This is a genomic window from Aromatoleum sp., assembly GCF_035254505.1.
Taxonomy (GTDB): domain Bacteria; phylum Pseudomonadota; class Gammaproteobacteria; order Burkholderiales; family Rhodocyclaceae; genus Aromatoleum.
In genome coordinates this window covers 162,207-175,931 of record NZ_DATFAO010000051.1, presented here as the reverse complement: position 1 = coordinate 175,931, position 13,725 = coordinate 162,207, and the positions used below count along the sequence as shown (strand labels likewise).

Annotated in this window: 15 protein-coding genes; 10 read left to right on the top strand and 5 right to left on the bottom strand. The window is 66.4% G+C overall.

Translation table 11 applies throughout. The features are described from left to right. Positions 1-25 precede the first annotated feature (25 nt). The 7 genes from VJ673_RS09755 to VJ673_RS09725 all read left to right on the top strand — a co-directional run bounded on the left by VJ673_RS09755 (position 26) and on the right by VJ673_RS09725 (position 5,261). Positions 26-1,003 (top strand): NADP-dependent oxidoreductase, encoded by a 978-nt coding sequence (locus VJ673_RS09755; RefSeq protein ID WP_324125890.1) that lies wholly within the window; start codon positions 26-28, stop codon positions 1,001-1,003. A gap of 68 nt (positions 1,004-1,071) precedes the next feature. Then, positions 1,072-2,589 (top strand): malonate--CoA ligase, encoded by a 1,518-nt coding sequence (locus VJ673_RS09750; RefSeq protein WP_324125889.1) that lies wholly within the window; start codon positions 1,072-1,074, stop codon positions 2,587-2,589. Further along, the gene (locus VJ673_RS09745) at positions 2,586-3,026 is read left to right on the top strand and encodes a GlcG/HbpS family heme-binding protein (protein ID WP_324125888.1); all 441 of its coding nucleotides are present in this window, start codon (positions 2,586-2,588) and stop codon (positions 3,024-3,026) included. The genes VJ673_RS09750 and VJ673_RS09745 overlap by 4 nt, the downstream gene beginning before the upstream one ends. 266 nt (positions 3,027-3,292) lie before the next feature. Further along, positions 3,293-3,679 carry a thioredoxin family protein gene (locus tag VJ673_RS09740; protein WP_324125887.1) on the top strand — a complete coding sequence of 129 codons (387 nt, stop codon included), beginning with the start codon at positions 3,293-3,295 and terminating at the stop codon, positions 3,677-3,679. Continuing rightward, positions 3,679-4,407, top strand: a complete 729-nt coding sequence (locus VJ673_RS09735; protein ID WP_324125886.1) for a cytochrome c biogenesis CcdA family protein — start codon at positions 3,679-3,681, stop codon at positions 4,405-4,407. Before VJ673_RS09740 ends, VJ673_RS09735 begins: the two co-directional genes overlap by 1 nt. Positions 4,408-4,505: 98 nt before the next feature. Then, positions 4,506-4,715, top strand: coding sequence for a YgaP family membrane protein (locus VJ673_RS09730; RefSeq protein WP_324125885.1), 210 nt, complete (start codon positions 4,506-4,508; stop codon positions 4,713-4,715). A gap of 3 nt (positions 4,716-4,718) precedes the next feature. Beyond that, positions 4,719-5,261 carry an RNA polymerase sigma factor gene (locus tag VJ673_RS09725; protein WP_324125884.1) on the top strand — a complete coding sequence of 181 codons (543 nt, stop codon included), beginning with the start codon at positions 4,719-4,721 and terminating at the stop codon, positions 5,259-5,261. A gap of 237 nt (positions 5,262-5,498) precedes the next feature. Here VJ673_RS09725 and VJ673_RS09720 read toward each other — a convergent pair whose 3' ends face one another. The 5 genes from VJ673_RS09720 to dmpE are packed head-to-tail and all read right to left on the bottom strand — an operon-like array spanning position 5,499 to position 9,826. After that, complete coding sequence (locus VJ673_RS09720) at positions 5,499-6,248, bottom strand: aspartate/glutamate racemase family protein (protein ID WP_324125883.1); 750 nt, start codon at positions 6,246-6,248, stop codon at positions 5,499-5,501. A 24-nt stretch (positions 6,249-6,272) separates the two neighbouring features. Then, positions 6,273-7,034, bottom strand: coding sequence for an SDR family NAD(P)-dependent oxidoreductase (locus VJ673_RS09715; RefSeq protein ID WP_324125882.1), 762 nt, complete (start codon positions 7,032-7,034; stop codon positions 6,273-6,275). Next, positions 7,031-8,062 (bottom strand): 4-hydroxy-2-oxovalerate aldolase, encoded by a 1,032-nt coding sequence (gene dmpG / locus VJ673_RS09710; RefSeq protein WP_324125881.1) that lies wholly within the window; start codon positions 8,060-8,062, stop codon positions 7,031-7,033. The genes VJ673_RS09715 and dmpG overlap by 4 nt, the downstream gene beginning before the upstream one ends. Before the next feature lie 11 nt (positions 8,063-8,073). Further along, complete coding sequence (locus tag VJ673_RS09705; protein ID WP_324125951.1) at positions 8,074-9,012, bottom strand: acetaldehyde dehydrogenase (acetylating); 939 nt, start codon at positions 9,010-9,012, stop codon at positions 8,074-8,076. A 31-nt stretch (positions 9,013-9,043) separates the two neighbouring features. Further along, positions 9,044-9,826, bottom strand: a complete 783-nt coding sequence (gene dmpE, locus VJ673_RS09700; RefSeq protein WP_324125880.1) for a 2-oxopent-4-enoate hydratase — start codon at positions 9,824-9,826, stop codon at positions 9,044-9,046. 213 nt (positions 9,827-10,039) lie between these two features. Here dmpE and VJ673_RS09695 point away from each other — a divergent pair, with 213 nt between their 5' ends. The 3 genes from VJ673_RS09695 to VJ673_RS09685 are packed head-to-tail and all read left to right on the top strand — an operon-like array spanning position 10,040 to position 13,619. Further along, positions 10,040-10,891, top strand: a complete 852-nt coding sequence (locus VJ673_RS09695; RefSeq protein WP_324125879.1) for an alpha/beta fold hydrolase — start codon at positions 10,040-10,042, stop codon at positions 10,889-10,891. A gap of 58 nt (positions 10,892-10,949) precedes the next feature. Further along, positions 10,950-12,248 carry an amidase gene (locus VJ673_RS09690; protein ID WP_324125878.1) on the top strand — a complete coding sequence of 433 codons (1,299 nt, stop codon included), beginning with the start codon at positions 10,950-10,952 and terminating at the stop codon, positions 12,246-12,248. 33 nt (positions 12,249-12,281) lie between these two features. Then, the gene (locus VJ673_RS09685; protein ID WP_324125877.1) at positions 12,282-13,619 is read left to right on the top strand and encodes a M20 family metallopeptidase; all 1,338 of its coding nucleotides are present in this window, start codon (positions 12,282-12,284) and stop codon (positions 13,617-13,619) included. Positions 13,620-13,725: the final 106 nt, after the last annotated feature.

Below are 13,725 nucleotides of genomic sequence, written 5' to 3'. Positions count from 1 at the left end.
GCGCCCGCGAAATGGAGACCAAGTCATGAGAGCTGTTTGCATCGATAGCTTCCGGCCTGCCGCGGACGTCGTCGTGAGCGAGGTCCCGATCCCCGAACCGGGACCGGGGGAAGTCCGTCTGCGCATCGCCTACGCAGGGGTCAATCCCGTCGACTGGAAGATCTGCCAAGGGGCGATGCAGGCAGTGTTCCCGCACCGCTTTCCGCTGACGCTGGGCTGGGACGCGGCCGGCATCGTAGATCGCATCGGCACCGGCGTCTCGCACCTGCGCCCAGGCCAGCGCGCGATGGGCTACTGCCGCCAGTACGGCACGCCGGTGGAGCGAGGCACCTACGCGGAGTATATCTGCGTGCCGGAGGACTTGCTGGTGCGCGTCCCGGACGGGCTGTCGCTGAAGGCCGCCGCGGCGCTGCCGCTGCCCTTCCTGACTGCCCGCCAAGCCTTGATCGAGGCGGGCGGGCTGAAAGCGGGCGAGACCGTCGCGATCGTCGGCGCGGCCGGCGGCGTCGGCTCGCTCGCGGTGCAGATCGCCCGCCTGCAGGGCGCGCGGGTGCTGGCCTATTCGCGGCCGGGCAACGAGGACTACGTCAAGGCACTGGGCGCCGACCGCGTCCTCGATACCTTGTCCCTGTTCGACCCCGGCGCGTCGGGCGGCGAACAGCCGGACCTGATCTTCGACTGCATCGGCGGTGAAGCACTTGCGGCCGCGATCGAACGCGTGCGTAGCGGCGGACGCGTCGTCACGATCGCCGGTCAGCCCGAGGCGCGTCGCGCCGATGAACGCGGCGTGCGTGCCGAACGCATCGTCGCGAAGGCGAATCGCGCGCACCTGGAGCAACTCGCCGAATTGTGTGCGCGCGGCCAACTGCAGCTGCCGCAGATCGAGGCGATGCCGCTGGAAGCGGTGGCCGAAGCGCTGGCCCGCAGCCAGCGCAGCGCGGTGCGCGGGAAGCTCGTGCTGGAGGTGGCGCCGCAGCTCGCGCAGGGCGAAGCGGCCCGCTGATGAGCTATTTACCCCGAACGGCTCTTGGTTGCCGAGCGAATAATCAGAACCCCAAGAGAGGAACAGACATGAACAACGAGAACCTATACGTGACCCTCAAGGCGGGCTTTCCCGCCGACGCGGCAGCGCCCGCGCTCGAAACCGCGGACGCTGTCCGCTACACCTACGGCGACCTCGATCGCGCCAGCGCGCGCTTCGCCGGCGTCATCACGAATCTCGGTCTCCGCCCCGGCGACCGCGTCGTCGTGCAGGTCGAAAAATCCCCCGAGGCGCTTTTCCTCTACCTCGCCTGCCTGCGCGCCGGCGTCGTCTTCGTGCCGCTCAACACCGCCTACCAGCGCGCCGAGCTCGCGTACTTCCTCGGCGACGCGCAGCCCAGCCTGGTGGTCTGCCGTCCGGCCGCCGAAGAAGCGATGCGGGCGATTGCCGGGGAGGCGGGCGTCGCGCACGTGCTGACCCTCGGCGAGGCCGGCGACGGCAGCCTCGCGGACGCCGCGCGCAGCCGACCCGAAGACTTCGCGACCGTCTCGCGCGCCGGCGACGACCTGGCCGCGATCCTCTACACGTCCGGCACCACCGGCCGCTCCAAGGGCGCGATGCTGACCCACGACAACCTCGCCTCGAACGCCCGGACGCTTGTCGCGTACTGGGGCTTCCGGCACGGGGACGTGCTGCTCCACGCGCTGCCGATCTTCCACGCCCACGGGCTCTTCGTCGCCTGCCACTGCGCACTCCTCAACGGCAGTCCGATGCTGTGGCTACCGCGCTTCGACGTCGATGCGGTCATGAAGCTGCTGCCGCGTGCGACCGTCTTCATGGGCGTACCGACTTTCTATACGCGCCTGCTCGAACAGCCCGATTTCGGCCGCGACACCATCCCGGCGATGCGCCTCTTCATCTCCGGCTCCGCGCCGCTGCTGGCGGAAACCCACCGTGAGTTCGAAGCGCGCACCGGCCACGCGATCCTCGAACGCTACGGCATGACCGAGACCGTGATGCTGACCTCCAACCCGCTCGACGCCGCGCGGCGCGCCGGCACCGTCGGCTTCCCGCTGCCCGGTGTCGCCGTGCGCATCGCCGACGGAGAAGGGCGAGCGCTCCCCAACGGCGAAATCGGCCACGTCCAGGTCCGCGGCCCCAACGTCTTCCCCGGCTACTGGCGGATGCCGGAAAAGACGCGCGAGGAATTCACCGCCGACGGATTCTTCCGCACCGGCGACCTCGGCAAGATCGACGAGCGCGGCTACGTCGTCCTCGTCGGCCGCTCGAAGGACCTCATCATCACCGGCGGGTACAACGTCTACCCGAAGGAGATCGAGTCCTACATCGACGAGATCGCGGGGGTGAAGGAGTCGGCTGTGATCGGCCTGCCGCATCGCGACTTCGGCGAAGCGGTCGCCGCGGTGATCGTTCCGGAGCCGGGCGCGGCGCTGCACGACGCCGACGTGATCGGTACCCTCAAGGGCGAACTCGCGAACTTCAAGGTGCCCAAGCAGGTGTTCTTCCTCGACGAGCTGCCGCGCAACGCGATGGGCAAGGTCCAGAAGAACCTGCTGCGCGACCGTTTCGCGGGCGCCGGCGCATGAGCGGCAGCTCCGTCACCGCCACCACCTGCCTCACGATCACCCGCCACGCGGCCCAACAGGCCGCCGTGGCGGCGATCGAGGAGGCCGAACGGCTGGGCGTGTCGGTCAACGTCGCCGTCGTCGACCGCAGCGGTGTGCTGATCGCCTTCCTGCGCATGCCCGATGCGTCACTGCATTCGATCGACGTCGCGATGGACAAGGCCTACACGGCGGCGAGCTTCCGTTTCCCGACCTCGCAGTGGGGCGAAGTGCTGGCCGGCTTCTCCGAGCCGGTGCAGCGCGGGATCGTGCTGCGGCCGCGCCTCGTCGTGTTCGGCGGCGGCGTGCCGATCGAGGCGGACGGGCAGGTCATCGGGGCGATCGGTGTGTCCGGGGCGAGCGAGGACGAAGACGAGCGGTGTGCACGGGCGGGCTGGCGGGCGGTGGTGGACGCCTGATCTGCGGCCGATAAAAGGGGGCGACGCGCCCCCTTTTCAGCTGAAGTAAGCCTCGCTGAAACGGCAACTCCCTGATTTCCAAAGGGCTCGCGGAAATACAAGATATTTTCGCGGCGCCGCGAACCGTTCATACGCCCGGTCGCCTCTTAGGGGGTATCCCTCCAATGAAAGGAACCGTCATGAACAACTTCACCCTTGTCCCGCATGTCGAACAGCAGCAAATGACTTTCGAACCCGCAACTCGGTGACCGTCAAAGGAGAAGATCATGAAATTCCTGCGCCCCGTCCTTTCGCTGCTCCTGGCATCCGCCGCTTCGCTCGCGGCAGCCGGCGAGATCAAGCCCTACTCCCCGACGGAATTCGACAAGCTCACCCAGGCTGGCAAACCGGTCGTGGTGGATGTCACCGCCACCTGGTGCCCGACCTGCAAAGCGCAAAAGCCTATCATCGACAGCTTGATGCAGCAGCCGGCCTATCGGGACGTGACGCTGCTGACGGTGGATTTCGATAGCAACAGCGCCGCGCTCAAGCGCTTCAAGGTCAGGATGCAAAGTACGCTCGTCGCGTTCAAGGGAGAGGCCGAAGTGGGCCGCTCGACTGGCGACACGACAGCGGCGGGCCTCGAGAACCTCATCAAGAAAACGGTCGACTGATGGAGTTCGGCTTCGGCGCCTACGGCCTCGGCTTCCTGGCGGGATTGCTATCGACGCTGTCGCCCTGCGTCCTGCCCCTGATCCCCATCCTGCTGGGCTCGGCGGCGAACGCGCATCCGCGTGCACCGCTGGCCCTGGCAGCCGGTCTGGCGCTTTCCTATGCCGTGATCGGCTCATCGCTGGCTTGGGCCGGGGCGGCGCTCGACGTCGATGCGCGGCTTTTCCGTAACGTCGCCGCCGCGATGCTGGGCCTGCTCGGCATCGTGCTGATGTCGGCCAGCCTGCAACGGCGCTTTGCCGCTGCCACTTCCGGCCTGGGCGACACCGGCAACAGCTTGCTGAACCGGATGCAGCCTGACGGCCTTGGAGGACAGTTCGCCATCGGTCTGGTCCTCGGGGTCGTGTGGAGTCCCTGTGTCGGTCCCACGCTGGGAGCCGCCGTCGTGCTCGCCAGCCAGGGTTCCCAATTACCGCAGATCGCGTTGCTCATGGGCATCTTCGGGCTCGGGGCTGCCTTGCCCATCGTCGCCCTGGCTTACGTGTCGCGCAGCGCCATGAGCCGCATGCGCGGCCGACTCATGCAGGCCGGCAGGAATGGCAAGACCGTGCTCGGTGTCATCATGCTTGCCGTCGCGTTGCTAATCCTCTCCGGTGCCGACAAGGCCGTCGAGGCGTGGCTCGTGGAGCACTCGCCGGCGTGGTTGACGGCGCTGACCACACGTTTCTGATCGGATATTTCTTTCATCATTGCGAACCGCTTTTCGGCGGCCAAGCCTCCTAGTTTCTGAGGACTGTCCTCGAACGCTGATTGATGAAAGGAAACCACATGTTCTACGTCAAAAACCTGCCCAATTGGGAACGCATCATCCGTGTCATCATGGGCTTGATGAGCCTGGCCTACGCGGGCATGAACTGGGGGGGCTCCGGTCTGGCCGTCGGCCTCGCCCTCATGGGTGCGGTGCTGGCCATGACCGGGCTGTTCGGCTTCTGCCCGATGTGTGCCATGGCTGGCCGCAAGCTCAACAAGGAGCGTTAAGCGATGGCAGCCGGCGCAGTCGAACGTGAAGGTTTGATAATCGCCGCTCAGACGGGAGACGCGGTTGCCATCTCCTGTCTGCTCGCGGTTTGCCAAGCCGATGCCCGGCGCTATGCCTACAGGCACTGCCAGGCAAGCGACATCGACGATGCCGTACAGGAGTCGCTGCTGGTGGTCTCCCGCAAGGTTCGGGGATTGAAGGCGGCAGCGGCTTTTTCTGGGTGGCTGTTTACGGTCATCAAGCGCGAGTGTCGCAAGCTTGCACGCAAGATGTTCAAGCACGACCCGCTACCGGAAGACATTGCAGAGGAGCTGCTTGCCCATCGCAGTGACGAGACGCTGCGTATTGACCTCGCCCGGGCGCTGGAATCCTTGCCGGCCCACTACCTGGAGGTGGTCCTGCTGCGCGATTTCGAGGAACTGACGATTGCCGAGATCGCTGAACGCCTGAATGAGCAGCAGGGGGCCATCAAGAGTCGCTTGCACCGTGCCCGAGAACTCGTACGGGAATATATGCTGGGCTCAGAGCGGGTTATGAACGGCTGATCTATCGCGAGCCCCTGCATCACCTCGGGGCTCTGCTTGACGTACTCGCCGATGTATTCCAGCAAAGCGTCGGCGGACGCTGGCAAATCCCTACTGGCGCTCCGATGCCGGGTTCGGATTATCGCGCGGCGCAGATGTTGGGAAGCGCGATTGTCCGCCGATTTGCTTCCGCCCGCGAGCCGGCGAGGGCCGGCCTTCGCCAGCCGCCCTCGCGCTCTTCGACGAGTCAGCTCCGGTTCAGTGGAGGCCCAAGGACACGAAAGCATGGTCCTTGAGCGTTTCCGGCGCCGGATACGCCTTCTTGCTGTGCGCGATCCCCAAGTCGAGGAAAAGCTCGCACAGCTTGTATGCGACGACGCCGGGGTTGAGGATCGGCACCGGCAAACGCTCGGCGAGCCAGGCGTGCGACTGGTGCATCGTGGTCGAGCCGAGCACGATCACGTCGGCGCCGTCCTCGTCGATCGCCGCGCGTGCTGCGGCTTCGAGCTTCGCGAAGACGACTTCCTCCTTGCCCGTGAGCAGCGCCTCGGTGTCGGGGCGGACATCGATCGAGCGGATCGACGCCAGTCGCGATTCGAGACCGCAGTCGCGCAGGCCCTTGCGGTAGAGCGGCAGCCAGCGGTCCCACATCGTCAGGATGCTGAACTTGTGGCCCATCATCGCCGCGAGGTGGAAGGCGCTCTGCCCGGGCGAGAGCACCGGTATCGACAGCCGCGAGCGCAGCGCCGCGAGGCCCGAGTCGCTGACCGTGTTGATGCAGACGGCGTCGAAACCTTCTTCTTCGGCCTGCAACCCGGCCTGGATCACCGACAGCTCCATCAGTGCCATGTCGTAATAGGTGTCGGCGAGCGTCATCGCGCTGCCCGCGCCGACGAAGGCGACCTCGATGTCCGGGCGCTGGATGCCCGGAGGTAGTTGCGACTCGACGAGCGGGCGCGTGGCCTCGCTCATCGGCACCGGGAAGATCATCTTGATGCGTTTTTTCATGCTTTTGTCTCCTCGAGGATCAGGTCAGGCGGCCGCCATCCCGCCGTCCACCGGCAGGGCGGCGCCCGTGATGTAGGACGACTGCGCGGACAGCAGCCACAGCACCGCAGCGCTGACTTCGCCGGGCGCGCCGATGCGGTGCATGGGCACGCCGTCCGAGTACATCTCGTCGTCGCCGCCCGTGACGCGGTCGTAGCTGGGCGTCTTGATCGGTCCGGGGCACACGGCATTGACGCGGATGCCGCGGTCCGCGTAATCGAGCGCGGCGGCGCGGGTCGCGCCCACGATGCCGTGTTTGGCGGCGACGTAGTAGGCAAGTCTCGGCATCGCCTTGAGGCCGAAGATGGAGCTGTTGTTCACGATGCTGCCGCCGCCCGTGAGCATCGCCGCCGCCTCGTACTTCATCATGTAGAGCATGCCCTTGAGGTTGATGTCGATGACCTGCGAGATGTCCTCGTCGGGCGTCTCATGGATGTCGGCGAACTCCCTTTGCAGGCCCGCGTTGTTGAAGGCGCCGTCGAGGCGACCGAAGTGATCGAGGGCGCAGGCGACCAGTGCCCGGCAGTCGTCCGCGCGCGAGACGTCGGTCGGCAGGAAACGGGCGCTGCCGCCCGCCGCCGCAATCTCGCGCACGACCGCCTCGCCGTCGTTCCGGTTGCGATTGCCGAGTACGACGTGGGCGCCGGCGCGGGCCAGCGCCAGGCAGGCATCGCGGCCCATACCGCTGCCGCCGCCCGTGACGACGATGACCTTGCCCTGCAGGTCGAAGGTTTCTGCGATGTTCATGCGGCGACCGCCTTGGCCTTCGCGAGCGTGATGGCCGTGTCCTCGATCATGTCCTCCTGCCCGCCGACCATGCCGCGGCGGCCCATCTCGACGAGGATCTCGCGCGCGGGCACGCCGTACTTCTTCTCGGCGCGCTTGGCGAAGAGGAGGAAGGAGCCGTAGACGCCCGCGTAGCCGAGCGTGAGCGCGTCGCGGTCGATGCGGATCGGGAAGTCCATGATCGGCACGACGAGATCCTCGGCAACGTCCTGAATCTTGAAGACATCGACGCCGGTCGCGATCCCCATCAGGTCGCACACGGCGACGAGCACTTCCATCGGCGTGTTCCCGGCGCCCGCGCCCAAGCCTGCTGCAGCCGCATCGATCCGGGTCGCGCCCGCCTCGATTGCGGCGATCGAATTCGCAACACCCATCGCGAGGTTGTGATGACCGTGAAAGCCCAGTTCGGTTTCGGGCTTCAAGGCCTCGCGCACGGCGGTGATGCGCGCCTTCACCGTGTCCGGGAGCAGGTGCCCCGCCGAATCGGTGACATAGATGCAGTTCGCGCCGTAGGACTCCATCAGCTTTGCCTGCGTTACCAAGCCCTCGGGGCTGTTCATGTGCGCCATCATCAGGAAGCCGACGGTGTCGAGGCCGAGTTTCCGCGCCATCGCGATGTGCTGCTCGGAGACATCCGCCTCGGTGCAGTGGGTTGCCACCCGGATCGTCGACACGCCCAACTCGTGGGCCATCTTCAGGTGATCGACCGTGCCGATGCCGGGCAAGAGCAGCGCCGAGACTTTCGCGCGCTGCATCAGCGGGATTACGGCGGAGAGATATTCCTCGTCGGTGTGGGCGGGAAAGCCGTAGTTCACGGAGCTCCCCCCGAGGCCGTCGCCGTGCGTGACTTCGATCAGGGGCACGCCTGCCGCATCGAGCCCGCAGGCGATGGTCTTCATCTGTTCGAGCGTCATCAGGTGGCGCTTCGGGTGCATACCGTCGCGGAGCGTCATGTCGTGGACGGTGATTTTTTTGCCGCGCAGATCCATGGCGTTCTCCTTCAGGCGGTGACGGGCGATTGGGATTGGGGGGCGAGGGTTTTGAGCACGAGCTCACCCTTGAGGAGCTCCTCGGCGAACATCTCGGCCGTGCGGGCGGCGGCGGCCGTCATGATGTCGAGGTTGCCGGCGTACTTCGGCAGGTAGTCGCCGAGGCCTTCAACCTCGAGGAAGACCGACACCCGTTTGCCGTCGAAGACCGGGCCATTGACGAGCCGGTAGCCCGGCACGTATTGCTGGACTTCCTCGATCATCGCGTGGATCGACGCGGTGATCGCCGCCTGGTCCGGTTCGGATTCGGTCAGGCAGTGCACGGTGTCGCGCATGATCAAGGGCGGCTCGGCCGGGTTGATGATGATGATCGCCTTGCCCTGCTTCGCGCCGCCGACTTTTTCGACGGCGCCGGCCGTGGTGCGCGTGAACTCATCGATGTTTTTGCGGGTGCCGGGGCCCACCGAGCGGCTGGAGACGGTGGCGACGATCTCGCCATAGGCGACCGGCTGCACGCGCGAGACCGCTGCGACCATCGGGATCGTCGCCTGGCCACCGCAGGTGACCATATTCACGTTCATCTCGCCGCGCCCAAGGTGCGCCTTGAGGTTTACCGGCGGCACGCAGTAGGGGCCGATCGCCGCGGGCGTAAGGTCGATCATCAGCACGCCCAACTCGTTCAACTTGCGGCTGTTCTCGGCATGCACGTAGGCACTCGTCGCGTCGAACGCGATCTGGACGCCGTCGGCCTTGACGTGCGGCAGCAAGCCGTCGACGCCGTCTGCGGTGGTCTTCAGACCCATCTCTCGCGCGCGCACCAGGCCGTCGGACGCGGGATCGATGCCGACCATCCACACCGGCTCCAGCACCGGGCTGCGCAACAGTTTCGCCAGCAGATCGGTACCGATGTTGCCGGGGCCGATCAGGGCGCATTTGATTTTCTTCATGATGAATTCCTTCTCTCTTGGGGGGCGGGGCGATTTACGCGAAGCGCACGGAGCAGCCGCCGATGCCGGCGATCGTCAGGCGGAGGTTGTCGCCGGCCTGCACCGGGACCATCGCCCCGAGCGCGCCGGACAGGATGATTTCGCCGGCCTTGAGCGGGATATCGAGGCGGCCCAGCGTGTTCGCGAGCCACACGACGGCATTGACCGGGGAGGCCATCGTCGCGGCGCCGGCGCCGGTCACCGCGACCTCGCCGTTCTTCTCCAGCACCATGCCGCAGGTCACGAGATCGAGGCTTCGCGGATCGACCAGACGCGAGCCGAGGACGAGCGCGCCGCAGGACGCGTTGTCGGCGACGGTGTCCTGGATCTTGATCTTCCAGTCGCGGATGCGGCTGTCGACGATCTCGAAGCAGGCCATCACGCCTTCGGTCGCGGCCAACACGTCGGCGGCGGTAACGCCCGGCCCCTTGAGGTCGCGCTTCAGCACGAAGGCGATCTCGCCCTCGGCCTTCGGCTGGATGAGGCTCGTCATCGGGATCGCCTCGCCTTCGCCATACACCATGCTGTCGAGCAGCCAGCCGAAGTCGGGCTGGTGCACGTTGAGCATGTTCATCACGGCCTTGCTGGTCACTCCGATCTTCTTGCCGACGACCCGGCTGCCCGCGTCGATCCGTCGCGCGAGCATGCGCTGCTGGATGCGGTAGGCGTCTTCGATGCTCATGTCGGGATGGCTGTCGGTGAGCGGCGCCAGCACCTCCTTCGTGGTCAGCGCGGCGTACAGCCCGTCGCCGAGTCTTTCGATGTCTTCCTGTCGCATGCGTGGTCTCTCTCTGTGGTGGGTGTTGCGGGTTTGTCTTCCTGGTTTGTGTTGTTGTTTTACGTCGAAGTTAATGTAAAAGTCAATTGACTTTAAATCTAACGAGAAGGAAACTTAAAGCGCGACTTGAGACGAACTCAACGCGAAGCGGGCGGCAAGTCCTCGACGAGACGCTGTCCCGCATACAAAACCGACAGAGACAAAGAGGGCTTTATGAGCACGATCCACATCGATTTGCTGGGCACCGAGACCCGCTTCCACGACACCGGAAAACACCGCACGCGCTGCATCGAGGCCGGTTCCGGCCCCGCACTGTTCGCCTTCCACGGCGGCGGCGGACACGCCGAGACCTACGCGCGCAACATGACGCGCCTGGCGACTCGCAACCGCGTCATCGCGCCCGATTTCATCTGGCACGGCATGTCGTCGAAGCCGGCCTTCCAGTCCGGCAACTGGCTCAAGCAGTTCACCGGCCAGATCCTCGACTTGATGGACCACTTGGGCATCGAGAAGGCGAGCTTCGAGGGCGAATCGCTGGGCGGCTGGATCGTGATGGACCTCGGCATCCACCATCCCGACCGCGTCGAGAAGCTGATCCTGAACACCGCCTGGGGGATGAACCTCGGCAGCGACAAGGCGGAGGACCTGAGCGCGCTGCGCGAGACCTCGCTCAATGCGCTGCGCAACCCGAGCCGCGAGCTGATCCGCAAGCGTCTCGAATGGCTGATGCCCTTGGGCGGCGTCACCGAAGAGCTGATCGACCTGCGCGTGAAGCTGTGGTCGGACCTCGCGACGCGCGAATCACTGACCGGCTACTACGAGCGTCTCTTCGCGCCCGAATGCGAGCATTTCCTCTACACGCTCGACGACCTCGCCCGCATCAAGGCCCCGACGCTGCTCTTGTGGACCGAGAAGAACCCGATCGCCGGTCCCGAAGCGGCGTTCGCGATGCACGAGGTCATCAAGAATTCCTCTGTCCACATCGTCAAGGATGCGGCGCACTGGCCCCAATGGGAGCGGCCCGAGGAGCACGACCGCGTCGTCCTGGACTTCCTCGCCAAATAAGCCGGCGGCGTGTTGCGGCCCGCGGGTCGCAGCGCCGCGATCCCAGGAGAGTGAAGCAATGGACGATCTGATCAGGATTGGCGCGTCAGAGGCGGCGCGTCGCATCGCAAACGGAAAACTCACTTCGGTCCGGTACACCGAGGCGCTGCTCGCCCGCATCGCCGAGCGTGAGCCGGTGGTGGGCGCCTGGATCCACTTGGACCCGGACGCCGCCCTCGCGCAGGCGCGCGCTGCCGACCGGCGCGCGCCGGCAGGACCCTTGCACGGCGTACCCGTCGGGCTGAAGGACATCATCGACACGGCCGACATGCCGACCGGCTACGGCTCGCCGATCTATGCCGGACATCGGCCTGGGCGAGACGCGCGGTCGGTGGCGCAACTTCGCGCGGCCGGCGCCGTGATCCTCGGCAAGACGGTGACGGCCGAGTTCGCGACCTACCACCCGGGCAAGACGGCGAACCCGCACAACCCGGCCCACACCCCGGGCGGCTCGTCGAGCGGCTCGGCCGCGGCGGTGGCGGATTTCCACACGCCGCTGTCGCTCGGCACGCAGACGGCCGGTTCGATCATCCGGCCGGCGAGCTTCAACGGCATCCTCGGCTACAAGCCGACTTTCGACGACTTCGACTACGGCGGCCTGCATGCGCTGGCGCCCTCGCTCGACACGCTCGGCGTGTTCGCCCGCGACTTCGAGGACTTGTCGCTGTCGCGGCAGGTGCTGTCGCGCCGTCCGGTCCGTGCCGTCGCCGCGCCGGCCGCGTTCGTGCCGCGCATCGGCGTATGCCGCACCCCGATGTGGCCGAAGGGCGACGCGGACATGCAGCAGGCCTACGAGCGCACTGTCGAGCGTCTGGCGAGTGCGGGCGCGGAACTCGCCAAGATTGAACTGCCGGCGGATTTCAAGGCGCTGATCGACGCTCAGACGCTGATCTTCATGGCCGAAGGCGCGCGCCATCTCGAGCGCGAATGGCGGGAGCCGGGCGCGTTGCTGAGTCCCGAACTGCGGGATTTGCTCGAACGGGGCAGGGCGTGCAGCGAATCGGCGGTCGCCGCGGCGCATGCCCTCGCCCTCCGTTGCCGCGCGCAACTGGCAGACCTCATGCGGCCGGTCGACGTGCTGCTGGTGCCGTCCTCGGTCGGCGAGGCGCCGGCCGGCCTATACGCGACGGGCGATCCGGTCTTCAGTCGGATCTGGACGCATCTGCACGTTCCCTGCATCACCTACCCGATCGGGCTGGGCGATCAGCAGTTGCCGCTCGGCGCGCAGGTGGTGGGGGCACACAGGGACGACGACCGGCTCATCGAAATCGCGTGGTGGATGGCCGAGCGCTCGGCCAAGTGGACCTTCGTCGCCTGAGCGAAGGCCTTTCTTGCACCCAAAGGAGGAAGCATGGCAACCCAGCACAAGGAACTCGACGCGCAGCAGCGCGCGTGGTACGAAGCGGCCTGCGCGCGGATCAACCCGGCCCGCATCAAGCAGCTCAACATGCAGCTCGTGGACATCCACAGCCCGACCGGCGCCGAGCGCGCCGCGAGCGAATTCATGGCCGCGCACATGCAGCGCATGGGCCTGAAGGCCGCCTACCAGCCGGTCAATCCGCAGACCGGCAACGCGGTCGGCCGGCTGCATGGAGACGGCAGCGGCCCCGCACTGATGCTCTACGCGCCGATCGACACCCACATCGAAGCCGATCCGGAACACGACCTGCCGTGGGTTGGTCCCGAGCTGCGCGACGACATGAAGCCGCAGGCCCAGGCGCGCGGCGAAACGGTGATCGGCCTCGGCGCGTCCAACCCGAAAGGCATGGTCGCGGCGCTCACGGAGGCGGTCAATGCGGTGTGCGAAGCCGGCATCCCGCTGAAAGGCGACCTGATCCTCGCCTTCGCCGGCGGCGGAATGCCGGTCGTGGTGCCGGAGCGCGGCCACTACGGGCTGTCGAGCGGCGTCACGCACATGATGATGAACGGCGTAACGGCCGACTTCGGCATCATCCTCAAGCCGTGGAATGAGGTGTATTACGAGCACCCGGGCATGTGCTGGTTCAAGGTCACGGTCAAGGGCACGCTCGGCTACTCGGGTATCCCGCGCGGCACGCCCGGCTTCCGCAGCTCGATCGTCCCGGCCGCGCGGCTGATCCTCGAACTGGAGCAATGGCTACCCGAATACACCCGCCGCCACACCTCCGACCAGATCGCCCCGGAAGGCTGGATCGCGAGCGTGCGCGCCGGCTGGCCGGAGCGCCCGGCCTTCCCGGCCGCCGCGACCGAGATCTACCTCGACATGCGGACCAATCCGCAGCAGAGCACCGCATCGGTGGAGGCCGAGTTTGGCGCAGCGATGCGCGGAATTATGGCCCGTCACCCGGAGATCGACGCGGAATGGGCGATGATCGCGGCCGTGCCGGGCTCCCGCACCGATCCGTCGAACTGGATCGTGCAGAGCTCGGAGCGCGCGTGGAGCGAAACCCACGGTGGCGAGCGCTATCCAGGTGCCCCCAAACTCTCCGGCCAGACGGATGCCGCGGCGATCTGCAAGCTGGGGCTGCCGCTGGTGCGTGTCGGCTATCCGTGGATCGGCGACAAGGACATGCCCGAGGAGTTTTCCGACGGCCTGGGCGGCATGGGTGTAAGCCATATCCCCGACCTGATCGACCCGATCAAGGCCGTGATCTACTCGATCATCGACACCTGCACGCGCAGTCGCCAGGAAGTGGGGCTCGCCGGCTAATCTTCAAGGACACAATGTCAAACAACGTGACTGTTTTCGCTGCTGAAACAACTTTCGACAAGACATGACCTAAATTGGACTATTGAGCCGGGATTCTGCTGTCACG

What these genes read in the sequence shown, in the direction of transcription:
- VJ673_RS09715 (WP_324125882.1), bottom strand. Translation starts at nt 7,034, where the DNA reads ATGAACATCGCAGAAACCTTCGACCTGCAGGGCAAGGTCATCGTCGTC.
- VJ673_RS09755 (WP_324125890.1), top strand. Translation starts at nt 26, where the DNA reads ATGAGAGCTGTTTGCATCGATAGCTTCCGGCCTGCCGCGGACGTCGTC.
- VJ673_RS09730 (WP_324125885.1), top strand. Translation starts at nt 4,506, where the DNA reads ATGTTCTACGTCAAAAACCTGCCCAATTGGGAACGCATCATCCGTGTC.
- VJ673_RS09745 (WP_324125888.1), top strand. Translation starts at nt 2,586, where the DNA reads ATGAGCGGCAGCTCCGTCACCGCCACCACCTGCCTCACGATCACCCGC.
- VJ673_RS09750 (WP_324125889.1), top strand. Translation starts at nt 1,072, where the DNA reads ATGAACAACGAGAACCTATACGTGACCCTCAAGGCGGGCTTTCCCGCC.
- VJ673_RS09685 (WP_324125877.1), top strand. Translation starts at nt 12,282, where the DNA reads ATGGCAACCCAGCACAAGGAACTCGACGCGCAGCAGCGCGCGTGGTAC.
- VJ673_RS09735 (WP_324125886.1), top strand. Translation starts at nt 3,679, where the DNA reads ATGGAGTTCGGCTTCGGCGCCTACGGCCTCGGCTTCCTGGCGGGATTG.
- VJ673_RS09695 (WP_324125879.1), top strand. Translation starts at nt 10,040, where the DNA reads ATGAGCACGATCCACATCGATTTGCTGGGCACCGAGACCCGCTTCCAC.
- VJ673_RS09740 (WP_324125887.1), top strand. Translation starts at nt 3,293, where the DNA reads ATGAAATTCCTGCGCCCCGTCCTTTCGCTGCTCCTGGCATCCGCCGCT.
- VJ673_RS09690 (WP_324125878.1), top strand. Translation starts at nt 10,950, where the DNA reads ATGGACGATCTGATCAGGATTGGCGCGTCAGAGGCGGCGCGTCGCATC.
- dmpE (WP_324125880.1), bottom strand. Translation starts at nt 9,826, where the DNA reads ATGCGACAGGAAGACATCGAAAGACTCGGCGACGGGCTGTACGCCGCG.
- dmpG (WP_324125881.1), bottom strand. Translation starts at nt 8,062, where the DNA reads ATGGATCTGCGCGGCAAAAAAATCACCGTCCACGACATGACGCTCCGC.
- VJ673_RS09725 (WP_324125884.1), top strand. Translation starts at nt 4,719, where the DNA reads ATGGCAGCCGGCGCAGTCGAACGTGAAGGTTTGATAATCGCCGCTCAG.
- VJ673_RS09720 (WP_324125883.1), bottom strand. Translation starts at nt 6,248, where the DNA reads ATGAAAAAACGCATCAAGATGATCTTCCCGGTGCCGATGAGCGAGGCC.